General features: G+C 73.5%; 17 protein-coding genes. 7 read left to right on the top strand and 10 right to left on the bottom strand.

Features of this window, described 5'->3' with window-relative positions:
- Positions 1-102: 102 nt before the first annotated feature.
- Positions 103-1,089, top strand: a complete 987-nt coding sequence (locus tag ACGF4F_RS07300; protein ID WP_357442189.1) for an aldo/keto reductase — start codon at positions 103-105, stop codon at positions 1,087-1,089.
- A gap of 141 nt (positions 1,090-1,230) precedes the next feature.
- Here the strand turns inward: ACGF4F_RS07300 and thpR are convergent, their stop codons facing one another.
- The 4 genes from thpR to ACGF4F_RS07280 form a co-directional block, all read right to left on the bottom strand.
- Positions 1,231-1,809 (bottom strand): RNA 2',3'-cyclic phosphodiesterase, encoded by a 579-nt coding sequence (thpR, locus tag ACGF4F_RS07295; RefSeq protein ID WP_357442188.1) that lies wholly within the window; start codon positions 1,807-1,809, stop codon positions 1,231-1,233.
- 5 nt (positions 1,810-1,814) lie between these two features.
- The gene (locus ACGF4F_RS07290; protein ID WP_357442187.1) at positions 1,815-2,324 is read right to left on the bottom strand and encodes a hypothetical protein; all 510 of its coding nucleotides are present in this window, start codon (positions 2,322-2,324) and stop codon (positions 1,815-1,817) included.
- 119 nt (positions 2,325-2,443) lie between these two features.
- On the bottom strand, positions 2,444-3,730 hold the full coding sequence (locus ACGF4F_RS07285; RefSeq protein WP_357442186.1) for an MFS transporter: 1,287 nt from the start codon (positions 3,728-3,730) through the stop codon (positions 2,444-2,446).
- A 72-nt stretch (positions 3,731-3,802) separates the two neighbouring features.
- Positions 3,803-4,252: a MarR family transcriptional regulator gene (locus ACGF4F_RS07280; protein ID WP_357442185.1), complete on the bottom strand. Its 450-nt coding sequence runs from the start codon at positions 4,250-4,252 to the stop codon at positions 3,803-3,805.
- 187 nt (positions 4,253-4,439) lie between these two features.
- Here ACGF4F_RS07280 and ACGF4F_RS07275 point away from each other — a divergent pair, with 187 nt between their 5' ends.
- A complete protein-coding gene (locus ACGF4F_RS07275; RefSeq protein ID WP_357442184.1) occupies positions 4,440-4,700 on the top strand; it encodes a DUF2530 domain-containing protein in 261 nt (86 codons plus the stop codon).
- A 25-nt stretch (positions 4,701-4,725) separates the two neighbouring features.
- On the opposite strand, the gene ACGF4F_RS07270 is transcribed toward ACGF4F_RS07275, so the two are convergent.
- Positions 4,726-5,565 (bottom strand): DUF3027 domain-containing protein, encoded by an 840-nt coding sequence (locus ACGF4F_RS07270; RefSeq protein ID WP_357442183.1) that lies wholly within the window; start codon positions 5,563-5,565, stop codon positions 4,726-4,728.
- 87 nt (positions 5,566-5,652) lie between these two features.
- Between ACGF4F_RS07270 and ACGF4F_RS07265 the strand changes: the two genes are divergently transcribed.
- Positions 5,653-7,263, top strand: a complete 1,611-nt coding sequence (locus ACGF4F_RS07265) for an MFS transporter (protein WP_357442182.1) — start codon at positions 5,653-5,655, stop codon at positions 7,261-7,263.
- Between the two features lie 76 nt (positions 7,264-7,339).
- Positions 7,340-7,990, top strand: coding sequence for a futalosine hydrolase (locus ACGF4F_RS07260; RefSeq protein WP_357442181.1), 651 nt, complete (start codon positions 7,340-7,342; stop codon positions 7,988-7,990).
- Here ACGF4F_RS07260 and ACGF4F_RS07255 read toward each other — a convergent pair.
- On the bottom strand, positions 7,962-8,855 hold the full coding sequence (locus ACGF4F_RS07255; protein WP_357442180.1) for a GNAT family N-acetyltransferase: 894 nt from the start codon (positions 8,853-8,855) through the stop codon (positions 7,962-7,964). The genes ACGF4F_RS07260 and ACGF4F_RS07255 overlap by 29 nt on opposite strands.
- A 389-nt stretch (positions 8,856-9,244) precedes the next feature.
- On the opposite strand from ACGF4F_RS07255, the gene ACGF4F_RS07250 reads away from it, so the two are divergent.
- Positions 9,245-10,075, top strand: a complete 831-nt coding sequence (locus tag ACGF4F_RS07250; protein WP_393075683.1) for a 1,4-dihydroxy-6-naphthoate synthase — start codon at positions 9,245-9,247, stop codon at positions 10,073-10,075.
- Here ACGF4F_RS07250 and ACGF4F_RS07245 read toward each other — a convergent pair.
- Positions 10,036-10,422 carry a cold-shock protein gene (locus ACGF4F_RS07245; RefSeq protein WP_026267952.1) on the bottom strand — a complete coding sequence of 129 codons (387 nt, stop codon included), beginning with the start codon at positions 10,420-10,422 and terminating at the stop codon, positions 10,036-10,038. The genes ACGF4F_RS07250 and ACGF4F_RS07245 overlap by 40 nt on opposite strands.
- A 28-nt stretch (positions 10,423-10,450) precedes the next feature.
- The gene (locus ACGF4F_RS07240) at positions 10,451-11,074 is read right to left on the bottom strand and encodes an HAD hydrolase-like protein (RefSeq protein ID WP_357442178.1); all 624 of its coding nucleotides are present in this window, start codon (positions 11,072-11,074) and stop codon (positions 10,451-10,453) included.
- Positions 11,075-11,156: 82 nt separating this feature from the next.
- On the opposite strand from ACGF4F_RS07240, the gene ACGF4F_RS07235 reads away from it, so the two are divergent.
- Entirely contained in the window at positions 11,157-13,631 is a 2,475-nt protein-coding gene (locus tag ACGF4F_RS07235) for a helicase-associated domain-containing protein (RefSeq protein WP_357442177.1), read from the top strand.
- A 28-nt stretch (positions 13,632-13,659) separates the two neighbouring features.
- Here ACGF4F_RS07235 and ACGF4F_RS07230 read toward each other — a convergent pair whose 3' ends face one another.
- Both ACGF4F_RS07230 and ACGF4F_RS07225 read right to left on the bottom strand, forming a co-directional pair.
- Positions 13,660-13,896, bottom strand: coding sequence for a hypothetical protein (locus ACGF4F_RS07230; protein WP_357442176.1), 237 nt, complete (start codon positions 13,894-13,896; stop codon positions 13,660-13,662).
- A 122-nt stretch (positions 13,897-14,018) separates the two neighbouring features.
- On the bottom strand, positions 14,019-14,882 hold the full coding sequence (locus ACGF4F_RS07225) for a L,D-transpeptidase family protein (RefSeq protein WP_357442175.1): 864 nt from the start codon (positions 14,880-14,882) through the stop codon (positions 14,019-14,021).
- A 172-nt stretch (positions 14,883-15,054) separates the two neighbouring features.
- Here ACGF4F_RS07225 and ACGF4F_RS07220 point away from each other — a divergent pair, with 172 nt between their 5' ends.
- Positions 15,055-16,734: a DNA repair helicase XPB gene (locus ACGF4F_RS07220; protein WP_357442174.1), complete on the top strand. Its 1,680-nt coding sequence runs from the start codon at positions 15,055-15,057 to the stop codon at positions 16,732-16,734.
- The last annotated feature ends 556 nt before the right edge of the window (positions 16,735-17,290 follow it).

The following is a 17,290-nucleotide window of genomic DNA, read 5'->3' as shown; positions in this document are numbered from 1 at the left end:
GGTCCGGAGCGCCGCCAAGCGGCGCGGAGGCCGAATCATGGCCGCCAGCCGAGCTGGAGTCGTCGCAAGGCACTCGAAGTGCCCGCGTGCCAGGGTGGACCCATGGAGTACACGAACCTGGGACGCACCGGTCTCTCGGTGAGCCGGCTCTGCCTCGGCACCATGAACTTCGGTCCGCAGACCGACGAGCCGGACAGTTTCGCCATCATGGACCGGGCTCTGGAACACGGGATCAACTTCTTCGACACCGCGAACGTCTACGGCTGGAAGCTCGGCGAGGGCGTCACCGAGCAGATCATCGGCCGCTGGTTCGCCCAGGGCGGCGGGCGCCGCGACAAGGTCGTCCTGGCCACCAAGGTGTACGGCAAGATGGGCGACTGGCCCAACGAGCAGGGCCTCAGCGCCCGGCACATCATCCGGGCCTGTGAGGAGTCGCTGCGCCGGCTGCAGACCGACACCATCGACCTGTACCAGATGCACCACATCTCCCGGACCACGCCGTGGGAGGAGATCTGGCAGGCCATGGAGACCCTGGTCGCCCAGGGCAAGGTGTTCTACGTCGGGTCGTCCAACTTCGCCGGCTGGCACATCGCCCGGGCGCAGGCGGCGGCGGGCCGGCGCAACTTCCTCGGCCTCGTCTCCGAGCAGTGCATCTACAACCTGCTCACCCGCCACGTCGAGCTGGAGGTGATCCCGGCCGCGCAGGAGTACGGGCTGGGCATCATCCCCTGGTCGCCACTGCACGGCGGGCTGCTCTCCGGGGTCATCCGGAAGATGGCCGAGGGCGGCGCGGCGCGCGGCACCACCGGCCGGTCGGCCGACGCGCTCGCCGCGCACCGGTCCACCATCGAGGCGTACGAGAAGCTCTGTGCCGACCTCGGCCACGACCCGGCCGACGTGGCGCTGGCCTGGCTGCTCTCCCGGCCCGGGGTGACCGCCCCGATCGTCGGTCCGCGCACGCTGGACCAACTCGACCGGACCCTCGGCGCGTTGGACGTAGACCTCGACGAGGCCACCCTGCAGCGGCTGGACGGGCTCTTCCCGCCGCTCGGCAACGGCGGCCCCGGCCCGGAGGCCTGGGCCTGGTGACCCGTCCCGGGCCGGCCGGACGCGTTCCGGCCGACCGGGCGCGTGCCTGCGCCGCGAGGTCGGCGATCTGGCGGGGTGGATGCACCGAGGACACCGCCCGATCGCCGACCTGGCGCGATCCCCCGGCGGCGCTGGCTTGGATCAGATCGGCCAGGCGGCCAGGCGGTCGTAGGTGGGGCGGGGGCCGGGATGGCTGCGGACCAGCACCAGCTCCTCCGCCGGCCATTCCGGGCCGAGGTAGTCGTGCAGCGCCTCCCGGTCGGCCAGGATGTCGGCGCGGTCGATCCGGTCCCCGGGCCGGGCGATCGTCAGGTGGGCCCGGAACGGTTTCTCGTCGTGCGGCAGCTCGGCGCGGCGCAGCCCGAACCGGATCAGCCGGGCCAGCACGGCCAGCCCCTCGACGTCGCCCCGGACGTCCACCCAGAGCACGGTGAACCGACCGCGCCCGAAGCTGCCCCCACCGCCCAGGCGAAGCCGGGGTGAGTTGTCCCGGCCGTCCCGGAACGTCTCGGTGGCCAGCCCGAGCGCGCTCTCCACGTCGACCAGTCGGTCGTCCGGCACGTCGCCGAGGAAGGCCAGGGTGAGGTGGGCGTTCGCCGGGTCGGCCAGTCGGACGTTGGTGCCGGCGGCGGTGGCGGCACCGACCCGCAGCCGGGCCACCTGGGCGGCGAGGTCGTCGACCGCCGTCCGGGGCGGGTAGACCGCGACGAAGAGCCGCACCGGCGTCAGCGGTGCCGCTGATGGTGCCCGGGCCGGGCCGCGGGCAGAGTGAGCCCGGCCGCGTGCACCAGTCCCTCCACCCGGACGCGTTCGATCTCCCGGTCGACGCCCTCCAGGTCGGCCAGATGCTCGGTGATGTCGAGTGCCCGGCAGGCGGCGCGCAGCCGCTCGTCGTACGCGTCGATGACCGCGCCGTGCCACACCACGGAGCGGTCGGCGGCGGCGAGCCGGTGGCCGCCGAGCCGGCGCAGGTCAACGGCGAGCTGTTCCAGCGGGCGGCGGTCCCCCCGGTCGAACTCGGTGAGGTCGATGTCGCGGGTGAGCGAGTCCGCCTCGATGGCCCGGTCCAGCCGGGCGATTGTCCGGCGTTCGCGGCGCTGCTCCCGCCACTCGGCCCAGCCGCAGGCCACCCGGTCGATGATCTCGTCGGCGCAGAAGAGCAGCGCGAAGACGGCGGGCAGGCAGCAGACGGCGAGGATCGCCAGCATCAACAGAAGTCCCCGCCCCACTCCCACATATCGACGCTAAGCCGCCTCGTGGCGGCCCGCTACCCGTTTGGCGAGATCGGGCCGGAATGCGCAAACGGAAGGACCGGTCCCCGGGGCGGAAACCGGTCCTTCCGGTGGTCACCGGGTCACTCGGCGCCGGGCGAGACCACGTAGAAGCGGGGCATCGGCAGCACCCGCATCCGCAGCCGGGCGCCGGAGCGGCGCAGTTGCCAGGTGAGCGCGAGGAGCGCGGCGGCCAGCGAGATCAGCCCGCCGATCCAGATGCTCGCCCCGGCGCCGAAGGTCTCGGCCACCCAGCCGATGATCGGCGCGCCGACCGGGTTGGTGCCGAGGAAGACCAGCACCCACAGCGCCATCACCCGGCCCCGGAACGCGGCGTCGACGCTGAGCTGGACCCGCTGGTTCGCGGCCTGGGCGAAGAAGACCATGAAGAACCCGGTCGGCAGCAGCAGCGCCACGACCAGCCAGTACGCCCCCGCGAGCCCGACCATGGTGCCGAAGGTGGCGCAGCCGACCGCCGCGCCGAGCACCAGCCAGACCGAGGGGCGGCTGCGCCGCCCGGTGCCGGCCAGCGCGCCGGTCAGCGCACCGACCGCGAGCGCGGTGCTGAACAGGCCGAACGAGGCGGCGCCGGTGTTGAACACGGTCTTGGCCAGCGCGGCGAGGGTGAGCTGGAAGTTGAACAGGCTCATCCCGATCACCGACATCAGCGCCATCGGCAGCAGGATGTCCGGCCGGCGCGCGACGTACCGCAGGCCGTCCACCACCCGGGCCTGGTCGCGCTGGCCGGCCGGCAGCAGGTCCTTGCGGTGCAGCTCGGAGGTACGCATCCGGACCACGTTGACCAGCGGGGCGATCGAGCTGAGCGCGCTGAAGAGGAACACCGGTCCGACGTCGAAGGCGGCGATGGCCAGACCGGCGACGGCCGGGCCGATGATCCGGGCCGAGTTGAAGGTGGCCGCGTTGAGCGAGAGCGCGTTCGGCAGCAGCGGTACGCCGACCAGTTCGGAGACGAACGCCTGCCGGACCGGGGTTTCCACCGCGTTGGCGACGCCGAGCAGGGCGGCGAACGCGAAGACGTGCCACAACTGCACCAGGCCGGTGATCACCAGCAGGCTCATCACCAGCGCCAGCGCGGTCCAGAAGGCGTTGGCGATGAAGAGCAGCAGCCGCTTGTCGTAGCGGTCGGCGAGACGGCCGGAGAGCAGGGTCAGCAGCAGGACGGGGGTGAACTGCAACGCGGTGACCACGCCGAGCGCGGTGGCCGAGTTGTCGCTGAGCTCGAGGACGAGCCAGTCCTGGGCAATGAACATCATCCAGACGCCGATCAACTTGATCAGCTGTCCGGTGGCGAAGAGTCGGTAGTTGCGGACTCGTAGGGACTGGAACATCGTGCTCAGCCTGGCCTGCACGCTAAGTGCGCCTCCTCGCGTCGGGTACGCCTCATCCACGGCGGACGGGGCGGACCGCACGACGCGGTCGGCTCAGGCGCGAGCGATCTCCTGGAGGATGTCGGCGGCCCGCCGCAGCGTGTCGCGTTCCTCCTCGGTGAGTTCGGCCAGCCGGTCGGCCAGCCACTGGTTGCGGGCCCGCTCGAACTGCTCGAGCACGGCCCGTCCCCCCTCGGTCGCCGCGAGGATGACCTGCCGGCCGTCGGTCGGGTGGGGGGTGCGCTGCACGAGGCCGCGCTCCTCCAGCTTTGCGACGATCTTGGTCATCGTCGGCGGCTGCACCCGCTCGACGTCGGACAACTCCCGGGGCGTCAGGGCACCCGCCAGGTTGAGGCTGGTGAGCGCCGAGAGTTGGCTGCCCGTCAGGTCGCCGACCGGGCGGGCCTGCCGGACCCGCCGGTTGAGTCGGGTGATCGCATTACGCAGCTGAGGGGCCAGCTGCGCCGGTGGCACGCGTTTCGCCGTCACCGTCCGCTCCGTCACACTAGTTAGCTTAACTAATGAGCCTGGCTAACGACATGCGATATGACCAGGCTCACCAGAAGATCGACTTTTCCCCGCGTCAGAACACCGCGGACCCGATCGGCCCACGCGGGAAGTACAGGATGAACAACAACGCCGCGGCGTACAACAGGGGGTGGATGTCCGTGGCCTCGCGTACGCTGTGCCGGTGCCTCAGGAGCAACCGCCGCGGCCCGAACCGCTCGACCCGCCGATGGTGCCGTTCGCCGTCGCCGGGCTGATCGTCTGGGCGGTGGTCGGGCTGGTGCTGCTGATCTTCTTCCGCGGTTGGCTCACCGAGCACGGGCACCAGAACTGGCTCTGGACCTGCCTGGCCGGCTTCCTGTGGGGCTTTCCCGGTCTCGCCGTGATGATGCGGCACGACGCCAACCGGCGCCGCCGCCGAGAGGCCACCGCCCGCCGGGACTGACCCGGGCGGCGGTCAGGACAGCCCGTCAGGGGTGCCCGTACGGCTCCGCCGGCTCGGCCGCCTCCACCGAGCCGGGAGCCCGGCTGACCGACACCGCCTCGACCGCGCTGTCGTCGTAGACCGTGGGCAGCTCGTCGACCGGCGTCTCGGCCGTCTCTGCCAGCGTCTCCGAGTGCGCCCCGCAGCCGTGGTCGGCGCTCACCACCCGGCCGTCGTCGGGGGCGTAGAAGTTGCCGCACGCGCCGAAGGACTGCCGCAACGCGCCGGCGAGGGGAAGGTAGAAGCCGCAGGTGCCGCAGCGGGCGGCGGCCGGCGCGGCCACCGAGATCGCGGCGTTCGGGCCGTGGTCGCCGTCGTACCAGCGCTGGGCGGCGTCCGAGCGGCCCTCCCGGGACAGCACCCGGGGCCGGCCCAGACCCAGCTCCCACGCGGTCTCCTCGACCGCCGGGTCGTCGGAGAGCAGGTAGCCCGGGGCGAGGCGCTCGTCGTCCGGCGGGGTGGGCAGCAGGTCGCCCGGGCCCAGGTCGCCCGGCTTGAGCCGCTCCTGCCAGGGCACCCAGCCGGGGGCGAGCAGCGCGTCGGGGCCGGGCAGCAGGACCGTCTCGCAGATCGTGACGTGCCGGCTGCGCGGCACCCGGGTCACCGTGACGGCCCAGCGCCAGCCGCGGTATCCCGCCAGCCGGCAGTCAAAGTAGTGGGTGACGAGCCGGTCGCCTTCGGCGACGGCCTGGAGGTGCTCGCCGACGTCGGCGGGGTCCACCTCGGTGATGGCGGCGCGGGCCACCTCGACGGCGGCGGCGCAGACCTGGTCGAGCCGGGGAGCGCGGGCGGAGGCGGGCCTGGTCACCCGCCCATTGTTCCCCATGCCCACGGTCGGCTGTCAGGCACTCCCCGGAGTCGTTCTCCACAGGTGGTGCGGCGCGGGCCGATCAGATGGGCCAGGATGGGAGACATGCCGCTGTCCTCCCGCTCCGGCCGGTCCCTCCTCGGGCGGACCGTCGGCACCGGCATCCGTGCCACCCGCCTGCTGCTCCGCGGCTCGCTGCACGGCGGACGGTGGATGACCCGGCGGGCCGGCTCGGCCCGGGCGCGCAGCGCCGGCAACGAGGTGGGCATGGTCCGCCTCTTCGACCTGCACGCCCTCTCCTGCGCGGGGGACACGCTGATCGCCATCGGCCTGGCCGGGACGATCTTCTTCGACGTGCCGCTCGGCGAGGCGCGGAACAAGGTCGCCCTCTACCTGCTGGTGACCATGGTGCCGTTCGCCATGCTCGCCCCGGTGGTCGGGCCGCTGCTGGACCACTTCCGGCACGGCCGCCGGTACGCCCTGGCGACCACCATGCTCGGCCGGGCCTTCCTCGCCTGGCTGCTCTCCGACTACCTCGGCAGTTTCGGGCTCTACCCGGCGGCGTTCGGCGTGCTCGCCCTCTCCCGGGCGTACGGGGTGGCCCGCTCGGCGGCCGTACCCCGGCTGCTGCCCGAGGGGCTGGGGCTGTCCCAGGTGGGTGCCCGGGCGAGCGTCTACGGGACGGTGGCGGGCGGCCTGGTCGCCCCGCTCGGGCTGGCCACGTTCTGGTTCGGGGCGCAGTGGCCGCTCCGGGTGGCCTCGCTGATCTTCCTGGTCGGCATGGTGATCGCGTTGCGCCTGCCGCCGCGGGCGGACTCGGAGCCGCCGGAGCGGGTGCCGCAGCCGTTCCGGGCACTGCGCCGCCGGGACGGGGAACGACCGCTGGGTCGGGGCCGCCCGGCCGGCCGCCTGGTGATCGCCACCCTGATCGGCGCCGCCGCGCTGCGCGGGGTGTACGGCTTCCTGCTGCTCTTCCTGGCGTTCGCCATCAAGGCCGGCGACCTGACCACCGACTTCTTCGGCCGGGACCTGGGCGCCCAGGGTGCGCTGGGCCTGGTCGGCGGCGCGCTGGCGGTGGGCACCTTCCTGGCCACCGCGGTCGGCACCCGGCTGCGCATCCACCGGCCGGCCGCGATCCAGTCCAGCGGCACGATCGTCGTGGCCGGGGTGGGGGTGCTGGCCGCGCTGAAGTTCTCGCTGCCGCTGGTGGCGCTGCTCTGCCTGGTCGCCTCGCTGATGAGCGGGATCGCCAAGCTCGCGGTCGACGCGTCGATCCAGGAGCGGATCCCGGAGCGGCTGCGGGCCAGCTCCTTCGCCCACTCGGAGACCGCGCTCATGCTCGCCTTCGTGGCGGGCGGTGGGCTCGGGCTGGTCCCCTTCACCGGCCGGGTCGGGGTCGCGGTGGCCGCCGGCGTGGCGGCGCTGGTGGCCGCGCGCGGCGTGCTGGTGGCCAGCCGGCTGCGTAACGAGCGCCTGGTCGGCCGGCCGCTCGGGGACGAGGAGCTGGCCGCCGAGCAGGCCGAGCCGGCGGAGGGGGTGGCCGACTCCACGCCCACCTCGCCGGCCCCCGCCCAGGCCGCCACGCCCGCCCCGGCCGACGACGACGGGCTCGCGCCGCCCGGGTTCCACATCTACCGCCCGTCCTCCTCCCCGGTCGGCGGGCCGGGCGGGGCCGAGGAGGAGAACCGACAGGGTCCGCGAGGGCCGGTGGCGTGAGCAAGCGGAGCGAGCGAACCATTCGGCTCAGCAGCGTGGCGTCTCGCGCCGCCGCCGAGCGGAGCGAGGCGGCGGCGTGAGGGGACTGCTGGTGGTGACCGCCGTACCTGCCGAGGCGGAGGCGATCCGGGCCGGGCTGGCCGACCCGGCGGTCACGGTCACCCCGGTCGGGGTGGGCCCGGCCGTCGCCGGAGCCGCCACCGCCCGGCTGCTGGCGCTCGCCGAGGCGGCCGGGCGGCCGTACCGGGCGGTGGTCAGCGCGGGCATCGCCGGCGGATTCGTCGACCGGGTGGAGATCGGCGGCGCCGTGCTGGCGACCCGCAGCGTCGCGGCGGACCTGGGCGCCGAGTCACCGGAGGGTTTCCTCCCGATCGAGGAGCTGGGCATGTCGGCGGAGCTGCTCGGCGTCGGGAGTGGCGTACCCGCCGACCCGGAGCTGCTGGGTGCCCTGCGTACGGCCCTGCCGCAGGCCACCGTCGGCGTGGTGCTCACGGTCAGCACGGTGACCGGCACGGCCGCCAGCACAGCCGCCCTCGCCGCCCGGCACCCCTACGCGGTGGCCGAGGCCATGGAGGGGTACGGCGTCGCCGTCGCCGCCGCCCAGGCCGGCCTGCCCTTCGCCGAGCTGCGCACGGTCTCCAACCCGATCGGGCCCCGGGACCGGGGCTCCTGGCGGATGCGGGAGGCGTTCGCCGCCCTCACCGCGGCGGCGGCCGCCCTGCGTTGACCGGCCGCTCCAGCCGCAACGCGGCCGGCCGGCTCGCCTCCAGCTCAAACCCGCACCTCAGCAGGAAGCTGATGCCGGGCTCCTGGGTCAGCGCCCGCACCACCCCGATGCCGGCCCTCGCCAACTCCCCGGCGAGCGCCTCCAACAGCCGACGGCCGATCCCGAGCCGACGGTGCCGGGCGGCGACGAGCAGCCCATCCAGGACGGCCTCCCGTTCCCCCGGGCGTTCCTCGCCGCCCCAGTAGAGATGCGGGCTCTGCTCGTGCGCCCGAAGCTCCCCGACCAGGTCGCCGCCGGGCAACTCCGCCACGAACCGCCAGGACGTGGCCGTCTGGGTCCCGGTCACCCGCCGAACCGTCACCGACCCACGCACCCATTCCGCCTCGCGCCGCCGATCCCGGTACTCCCGGTTCATCTCGTACGTCGCCGGTGGCAGCGGCAGCGGCCACTTCTCCGGCGGCAGGTTGTACCACTCCGCCCACCACGCCCCGGGCCAGTCCTTCGGCTCGCGGACCTCCCACACGTCGAGGTGGGCCGGATACCGGCGCCCGGCCTGGTCACGCAGCTCATCGTGCGGCACCGGCGCTGGCAGCTGGCGTGGTCCGGCGGGTCCGGCGACCGTGGAGTCGCCGGATGTCGGTTCGTGGCAGGAGAACTGGACTTCACCCCCGGCGGCCCTGATCAACCGCTCCACCGTCCGGTACCGGGGGTCGATGGCCCGGCCGGACTCGATCCGCGCGACCGTAGCCTGAGGCACGCGTGCCTGGGCAGCCAGTTCACGCTGGCTCAGGTCGGCCCGCCGCCGCAGCCGGCGTAGCAGATCACCCAGGTCTATGCCCGGCTCGATCGAAGAATGCGACTCCACCACACCCGAAATGTGCCCCAGCCTCACGCGCCCTTTCAACAGCGCATACCCACCTGTGGATAACCCTGTGGACATCCGCTTCGTGACGTGGCGAGGTGTGGATAGCGAAGCGCTTTGGAGCCGAGTCGCTGGTGATATCGCCGGCTCGCCACCCAGCCAGAGCCGGAAGCGCGCGCCGCCCAGCCATAGCTGAAGAGGGGCCGACGACCATCCGTGAATCGTCTGCGATGTCAGCTCCAAAGCGAGCAGCGAGTCTTGTCTCCGCCAGCGCGAGGCAACGCCCGGTTCCGGTCAGGCCACCCGCCGTCGAAGGACGGCACACCACTGCGGCGTCACGGTGGCGGGACCGGGGTGGCGGGTGGTCCGCAGCGCGGAGTTACGGTGGGGGCGTGGCCCTCTCCCTGGCGATCTCCCCGTGCCCCAACGACACCTTCGTCTTCGACGCCCTGGTGCACGGCCGGGTGCCGGGCGCGCCGCCCGTCGAGGTGACCTACGCCGACGTGGACGTGACCAACACGGCCGCCGAACGCGGGGCGTTCGACCTGGTGAAGGTGAGCTACGCGGCGCTGCCCTGGCTGCTCGACGACTACCATCTGCTGCCCTGCGGCGGCGCGTTGGGCCGGGGCTGCGGCCCGCTGGTGCTCACCCGCGGCGACCGGACCGACCTCACCGGCGCGACGGTCGCGGTGCCGGGCGAGCGGACCACGGCGTACCTGCTGTTCCGGCTCTGGTCGGCGGAACGGCCGCCGGCGCGGATCGAGGTGGTGCCGTTCCACGAGATCATGCCGGGCGTCGCCGCCGGCCGGTACGACGCCGGCCTGGTGATCCACGAGGCCCGGTTCACGTACCCCCGGCACGGGCTGACCGCCCTGGTCGACCTCGGCGAGTGGTGGGAGGGCGACAGCGGCCTGCCGATCCCGCTCGGCGCGATCCTGGCCCGCAAGGGCGCGGTCGACCCGGTCGAGGCTGCCGCCTGGATCCGCGAGTCGGTCCGCCAGGCCTGGGCCGACCCGGAGGCCAGCCGGGCGTACGTCCTCTCCCACGCGCAGGAGACGGAGCCCGACGTGGTGGACCGACACATCGCCCTCTACGTCAACGAGTTCACCGCCGACCTGGGTGACGCCGGCTTCGCCGCCGTCGAGGCGCTGCTGGGTCGGGCCGCCGACGCCGGGCTCGTCCCTCAGACCTCCAGCTCGCGCGCCACCGCGTGGACCAGCTGAGCGATCTTCTGCGCAGTCTTCCGGTCCGGGAAACGACCCCGGCGCAGGTCCGGCTGGACCTTCGCCTCCAGCACCTTGATCATGTCTTCGACCAGGCCGTGCAGCTCCTCGGCCGGCCGGCGGCGCAGCTCCGCCACGGACGGCGGCGCCTCCAGCAGCTTCACGCCCATGGCCTGCGCGCCCCGGCGGCTGTCGACCACGCTGAAATCGACCCGCTGGCCACCCTTGAGGTCGGCGACGCCGGCCGGTAGCGCGCCCTTGGGCAGGAACACGTCGCCACCCTCGTCACTGGTGACAAAGCCGTATCCCTTGGCCGCGTCATACCACTTCACTCGACCCGTCGGCACCTGACAACCCCTGCTTCGCTCGAGATAACTACCCCTTCAAGGCTAGCCGGATGATCCGGTCCAGCGCCGCCGGGAATCCGGTGAGATCATCCAGCACCACGTGGGCACCCGCGTCCCCCAGTTCGTTCCCCGAGCAGGGCCCGGTTGTCACTCCCACGCCCGGGATTCCCGCGGCCTGCGCGGCTGCCATGTCGGCGACGTGATCCCCGACGTAGAGGGTCGCACCGTGCTCCCGCAGCGCGGTCGCCTTCTGCTCGGCGAAGAGGTCCCCGGCCAGCTCGTCGACGGCCAGCCCGAGGTGATCCAGGTGCAGCTTCGCCAGCCGCCCGATCTTCGAAGTCACCACCATCACCCGGCCCCCGCGCGCATGCACCGCGTCGATCGCGGCCTCCGCGCCGGGCATCGGCAGCGTCGGCGTGATCGCGTACGCCGGGTAGAGCTCGCGATAGGCGACCACCGCCTCCTCCACCCGCTCCGGCGGGAACCAGTGGGCGATTTCCGTACGCAGCGGCGGGCCGAGCCGGGACACCGCCAGGTCCGCGTCAACGGGCACGCCGGTCAGCGCGGTCAACGCCCGGTAGGCGGCGGCGATGCCGGGGCGCGAGTCGACCAGGGTCATGTCGAGGTCGAAGCCGACCATCAGTGGAGGCATGCCGCGAACCTACCCGGCCGCCGAGCCGAGCCGGACGTCCGAGGGGCGGGAGGCCCCCCGGCCGGGCTAGCGTGGAACGACGATGACCACCTCACTCGCCGACCAGCTGCGGACGCTCTCCGACGAGTCCCTGGCCGCCCTCCTCCGGCTGCGGCCGGACCTCGTCGTACCGGTGCCGGCCGACGTCTCCGCCCTCGCCATCCGCGCCCAGTCGCGGGTATCCGTGGCCCGGGCCCTCGACGGGCTGGACCAGTTCACCCTCCTGATCCTGGACGCCGCCCGGCTCACCCGGCACCCCGAGGAGGGCGGCACCAGCACCGCAGAGATCCTGGCGCTGGCCACCGCCGGCCCGCACCCGCCCGCCCCGACCGCCGTCCGGAGCGCGGTGGACCGGCTCCGCGCGCTCTTCCTGCTGTACGGCCCCGAGCACGACCTGCACGTGGTCGGCGGCGTCGACGAGGTGTCGCCGTACCCGGCGGGGCTGGGCCGACCGGCGTCGGAGCTGGACCCGCGGGCGGCGGCCGTGTGCACCGATCCGGCGAAGCTGCGGCGGACGCTGCTGGCCGCGCCGCCCTCGGCCCGGGCGATCCTGGACCGGCTGGCCGCCGGCCCGCCGGTCGGCACCGTGCCCCCGGGCGCGCTGGCGGCCCCCGCCACCGGCACCGAGGACACGCTCCCGCCGGACCTGGTCAACGGCGGCGCGCCGACCGGCTCCCCGATTCGCTGGCTGGTCGAGCACCGGCTGCTGGTTCGGATGTCCGGCGGCAAGGGCGGCGCCGGCACGGTCGAGCTGCCCCGCGAGGTGGGGCTGCTGCTGCGCCGGGACAGCGGCCCGCTCGGCCCGCTACGGACCAGCCCGCCGGTGGTGGCCAGCCCGCCGCGGGAGGCAAAGGCCGTGGACTCCGCCGGGGCCGGGCAGACCATGGAGGTGGTACGCCAGACCGAGGCGCTGCTGGAGAGCCTGGCCGCCGAGCCGGCCCCGGTGCTGCGCTCCGGCGGCGTCGGCGTGCGTGACCTGCGCCGGCTGGCCCGCGGGCTCGGGCTGGACGACCAGACCACGGCCCTGCTCTTCGAGGTGGCGTACGCGGCCGGGCTGGTTGGTGAGCTGGATCTGACCGGTGCCGCCACCACCCGGTACGGCGGCGACCAGCAGATCCTGCCGACCGGCGGGTACGAGGTGTGGCGGGCCAGTTCCCTGGCCCAGCGCTGGGAGCAGCTGGCCCGGGCCTGGCTGACCATGACCCGCCAGGTGGGCCTGGTCGGCCAGCGGGACGACCGGGACCGGCCGATCTCGGTGCTCTCCGCCGAGGCGGAGCGGGCCGGCGCGCCGGCCGCCCGGCACGCGGTGCTCGCCACCCTGGCCGACCTGGCTCCGGCGACCGCCCCGACCCCGGACGAGGTGCTGGAGCTGCTGGACTGGCGGGCGCCCCGGCGGGCCCGGGGCCGGGAGGCCGCGCACCGGGAGGTGCTCGCCGAGGCGGCCCAGCTCGGGGTGACCGGGCTCGGCGCGCTCACCTCGTACGGGCGGCTGTTGCTGGCCGACGTGACCGAGGCCGACGAACGGGCGGATGACCCGCTCGGGCTGCTCTCCGAGGCCGAGTCGGGCGAGCCGTCCACCGCCGTACGCGCGCTGGACGCGCTGCTCCCCGCCCCGGTCGACCACTTCCTCGTGCAGGCCGACCTGACTGTGGTGGTGCCCGGCCCGCCCGACCCGACGCTCGCCGGCGAACTGGACGCCGTGGCCGAGCACGAGTCGGCCGGCGGCGCGAGCGTGCACCGGGTCACCACGGCCAGTGTCCGGCGCGCCCTGGACGCCGGCTACTCCGCCGACGACCTGCACGCGCTCTTCCGCCGCCGGTCGCGTACCCCGGTGCCGCAGGGCCTGAGCTACCTGGTGGACGACGTCGCGCGCAAGCACGGCGGGCTGCGGGTCGGCTCGGCCGGTGGGTACGTGCGCAGCGACGACGAGGCACTGCTCACCGAGGTGCTGTCCGACAAGCGGCTGGAGGCGCTGTCGTTCCGCCGGCTGGCTCCGACGGTGCTCGCCACCCCGTACCAGGTGGGGCGGATGCTGACCGCGCTGCGCGACGCCGGTTACGCGCCGGTGCCGGAGGACGCCAGCGGCGCGACGGTGCTCGCCCGGCCGAAGACCCGGCGGGCGCCGGCCCGGATGCCGGCCGCCACCCGCAGCCTGGACCCGCTGGCGGCGCCCCGGCTGCCCATGCCCCGGCTGCTCGGGGTGGTGGAGCAGATCCGGCGGGGCGAGGCGGCGGCGCGGGCGGCCCGGCGGGCGCCGGCGGTGGTCCGGGGCGGCGCGGCGCGTACAGGTCCGGTGCCGGCGCACAGCCACAGCGACGCGCTGGCCGTGCTCCAGCAGGCGGTACGCGACAAGGCGCTGGTCTGGGTGGGTTACGTCGACGCGCACGGGGCGACCGCGTCCCGCCTGGTCCGGCCGGTGTCGATCGGCGCGGGCTACCTGCGCGCCGAGGACGAGCGCACGGAGATGCTGCACACGTTCGCCCTGCACCGGATCACTGCGGCGGTGCGGGAGGACTGAACGGGCCGGGGCTCGACCCGAGCCCCGCTCAGCGCCCGTTGCGGCGGATCGTGCCGATCACCGACACCGCGAGCAGCAGGCCGAACGCCGCGCCGGCCGACTCGCCGAACGAGTCGACGAAGCCCTGGCGCTGCACCAGCAGACCGAAGAAGAACCAGCCGACCACGCCGACGGCAGCGGCCGCATACCCGACCAGGGCCGCCGGGGAGACCTCGTCCCCCGTCGCCCGGTCGTCCTCGGGGAGCGCCTCGTGATCGACCGTCATCGTCAGCCCCTCCCGCCCCGCCGGACCCGATTTCCAGGGTGGCACCGGAATCGGCCACCGAACAGGGGAGAAAACCCTCATTCCACCCGGGGAGGGTCAGGGGTACGGGCGGCCGGGCCTGCTCAGGTGCCGGAACGGTGACCGAAGACGACCACCCGGGTGCCGATCGAGCCCAGCTCCCAGAGCCGCACCGCGTCCTGGTGCAGCAGGTTCACGCAGCCGTGCGAACCGATCGACCCGTTGTGCAGGTACGTCGTGGTCTCGTGGAAGCCGATGCCACCGTTGAACTGCTGCCAGTACGGCAGCCACACCTCGTACGGGTTGGACCACTCCTTCAGGTTCCGCCCGCCCACCCGGTAGGTGCCGGTCGGGGTGGCGTACCCGCTCATGCCGGTGCGGGTGACCGTCGGGCCCATCACCACCTTGCCGCCCCGCATCGCCCAGACCGTCTGCCGGGTCAGGTCGACGCAGAAGGTGAGGCCGGAGCCGGCCCGGCAACGGTGTACGTCGGTGGTGGCCAGGCGGCGCGCCACGTCGTAGGTGGTGGCGCCAGCGCGACCGGCGGCGGGGCTGATCCCGTACCGGCGCTGGAACTTCTTGATCGCGGCGCAGTCGGCGGCCGACTGCTGCCCGTCCACGGTCACCGTCCCGAACCCACCCAGCTTGGCCAGGTACGTCTCCACTTCCCGCTGGCGCTCGCCCTGCGGGCAGACCGGCTTCGGCGTGGCGCTCGGTTTCGGTTTCGTCGACCGGCTGGGCTTCGGCGTGGCCGTCCGGCTCGGCGACACCGACGGGGACGGCGACGGCTGGCCCGGTGTCGGTGCGTGCCCGCTCGCCCCCGATGCCTTCTCCGTCACGGCGACGGGTGCCGGAGCCGCGGCCCCGGATCCGTCGTCGCCCTGCGGATCGAGCGCGCACGCACCGACGCCGACCAGCACGACCGCCGCCAGGCTGACGACCCGGGCAGCGAACCGGACACGCTTCATGGGCCCTCCCCTGGCAAGGCGTTCCCTTCCTAGACGTACGAGACGGATGTCCCGTTGCCTTCTCGGCGTGACTTTTTTCGGACACCTCCGGACGTGCAACACTGGATGGTCCGCCTTCGGCAGGTCAGCGTCGTGCGGGCGAGGAGATCCCGGCAAGCGAAAGGACGCTGGCGTGAGCGGTGGACCACTGATCGTGCAGTCGGACAAGACCCTGCTGCTGGAGATCGACCACCCCGACGCGCAGGCGTGCCGGATGGCCATCGCGCCGTTCGCCGAGCTGGAGCGCTCTCCCGAGCACGTGCACACCTACCGGCTCACCCCGCTGGGCCTGTGGAACGCCCGGGCCGCCGGCCACGACGCCGAGGGCGTGGTGGACGCCCTGATCAAATACAGCCGCTACCCCGTGCCACACGCGCTGCTGGTCGACGTGGCCGAGACGATGGACCGGTACGGCCGGCTCCAGCTCGTCAACGACCCGGTGCACGGCCTGGTGCTGCGCGCGCTGGACCGGGTGGTGCTGATCGAGGTCGCCAAGAGCAAGAAGCTGGCCGGGATGCTCGGTGCGAAGCTCGACGACGACACCATCGCGGTGCACCCGTCCGAGCGGGGCCGGCTCAAGCAGGCGCTGCTCAAGCTCGGCTGGCCGGCCGAGGACCTGGCCGGTTACGTCGACGGCGAGGCGCACCCGATCGAGCTGGCCGAAGCTGGCAAGGACGGCGGGAAGCCGTGGACGTTGCGGTCGTACCAGCGGGAGGCCGTGGAGGCGTTCTGGGCCGGCGGGTCCGGGGTGGTGGTGCTCCCCTGCGGCGCCGGCAAGACGCTGGTCGGGGCGGCGGCGATGGCCGAGGCGCAGGCGACCACCCTGATCCTGGTCACCAACACGGTCGCCGGCCGGCAGTGGAAGCGGGAGCTGATCGCCCGCACCTCGCTCACCGAGGACGAGATCGGCGAGTACTCGGGCGAGCGCAAGGAGATCCGCCCGGTCACCATCGCCACCTACCAGGTGCTCACCTCGCGCCGCAAGGGTGCCTTCACGCACCTGGACCTGTTCGGCGCCCGCGACTGGGGTCTGGTCATCTACGACGAGGTGCACCTGCTGCCCGCGCCGATCTTCCGGTTCACCGCGGACCTTCAGGCCCGCCGCCGGCTCGGCCTGACGGCGACGCTGGTCCGCGAGGACGGCCGCGAGGGCGACGTGTTCAGCCTGATCGGACCCAAGCGGTACGACGCGCCGTGGAAGGACATCGAGGCGCAGGGCTGGATCGCCCCGGCCGAGTGCACCGAGGTACGGGTCACCCTGACCGACGCGGAGCGGATGGCGTACGCGACGGCGGAGGCCGAGGAGCGCTACCGGATGGCGGCGACCGCCCGGACCAAGCTGCCGGTCGTTCGCGCGCTGGTCGACCGGCACCCGGACGAGCAGGTCCTGGTCATCGGCGGGTACATCGACCAGCTGCACCAGCTCGGCGAATACCTGGACGCGCCGATCGTGCAGGGCTCGACCACCAACAAGGAGCGGGAGCGGCTGTTCGACGCCTTCCGCTCGGGCGAGGTGCGCACCCTCGTCATCTCGAAGGTCGGCAACTTCTCCATCGACCTGCCCGAGGCGGCGGTGGCGATCCAGGTGTCCGGCACGTTCGGCTCCCGGCAGGAGGAGGCGCAGCGCCTCGGCCGGGTGCTGCGACCGAAGGCCGACGGCCGGCAGGCGCACTTCTACACCGTGGTCTCCCGGGACACCATCGACACCGAGTACGCCGCCCACCGTCAGCGCTTCCTCGCCGAGCAGGGGTACGCGTACACCATCGTGGACGCCGACGACGTCCTCGGCCCGTCGCTGCCCACCTTCGACTGACCCGTTCTTGCTCGCCTCGGGCCTAACGCGCGGGGAGCGAGGTTGCCTCGTGCCCGCTGTGGAGTTGATGTCGTAAACGACTCACCTGCCTGCGCTTCCCCTGCTCGGCGACGAACACGTCCTTGTCGGCGCGGCGCCCCCGGAACCGGTCATTTCGCTCGGGCAGGTCGCGAGGCGGCGCAGGCCGGCATTGACGAATGGCTGCTGTCACGCCGGGTACGCGGGCTGGGACAGGCGACGGATGAGGCCGGTAGCCCCCGCGCCACTGCCGCTTGTTCGGCGCGGAATCGCCATGGCCGATCCGACGTACGCGGAAAGAGAGGTGCGCGATGAGGGACCGAATCTTCAAAGGGTTGAAGCGGAAGGCCAATTCGATCATGGTGCGCCGCCGGCGCAGGGACTCCATAATCACCAAGCGGGGCCGCTCCAGAAGGCCCGGCCGGCTCTTCCAGTGAGGGCATCAACCGCTCAGCTCCAAGCCCATTGAGGGCCCGACATCTCCGGGCCGAAGCTGCCGAGCGTGGAATGAGGCGCTGACCGCCCGCCCGATGCCGGA

The sequence above is a fragment of the Micromonospora sp. NPDC047740 genome (assembly GCF_043204735.1).
Taxonomy (GTDB): domain Bacteria; phylum Actinomycetota; class Actinomycetes; order Mycobacteriales; family Micromonosporaceae; genus Micromonospora.
The sequence above is the reverse complement of the archived record's forward strand: the minus strand, read 5'-3'. Positions and strand labels throughout refer to the sequence as shown.